1 protein-coding gene is annotated in these 258 nt (G+C 55.8%); it reads left to right on the plus strand.

The window, feature by feature from the left end:
• On the plus strand, positions 1–253 hold a 253-nt coding region (locus AAEZ02_RS22905), incomplete at its 5' end, for a PA4642 family protein (protein ID WP_351125420.1).
• Positions 254–258 lie beyond the last annotated feature (5 nt).

Below are 258 nucleotides of genomic sequence, written 5' to 3' on the forward strand. Positions count from 1 at the left end.
GATCGGCGATGAGCAGATCAAGTTGTTCCTCGATTTCGAGCCGGTCGACGCCACTTCGCCGTCGCTGCACAAACTGATCAAGGCCTACCGCGGCTTGCGCATCGATGATTTCGAGCGATTCCTGACGTTTTTCGTCGAGGCCGGGCATGACCTCGAGGGCACGGATGCGCAGGGAAATGACTTCGTTGGGGTGATCAAGTATCAGCGCAACGCGGCCGAATACATCGAGCTGATCAAAAAAGCTCGCGGTTAAGATCT

It is taken from the genome of Shewanella sp. T24-MNA-CIBAN-0130 (assembly GCF_040310185.1).
GTDB classification, from domain to species: domain Bacteria; phylum Pseudomonadota; class Gammaproteobacteria; order Enterobacterales; family Shewanellaceae; genus Shewanella; species Shewanella psychromarinicola.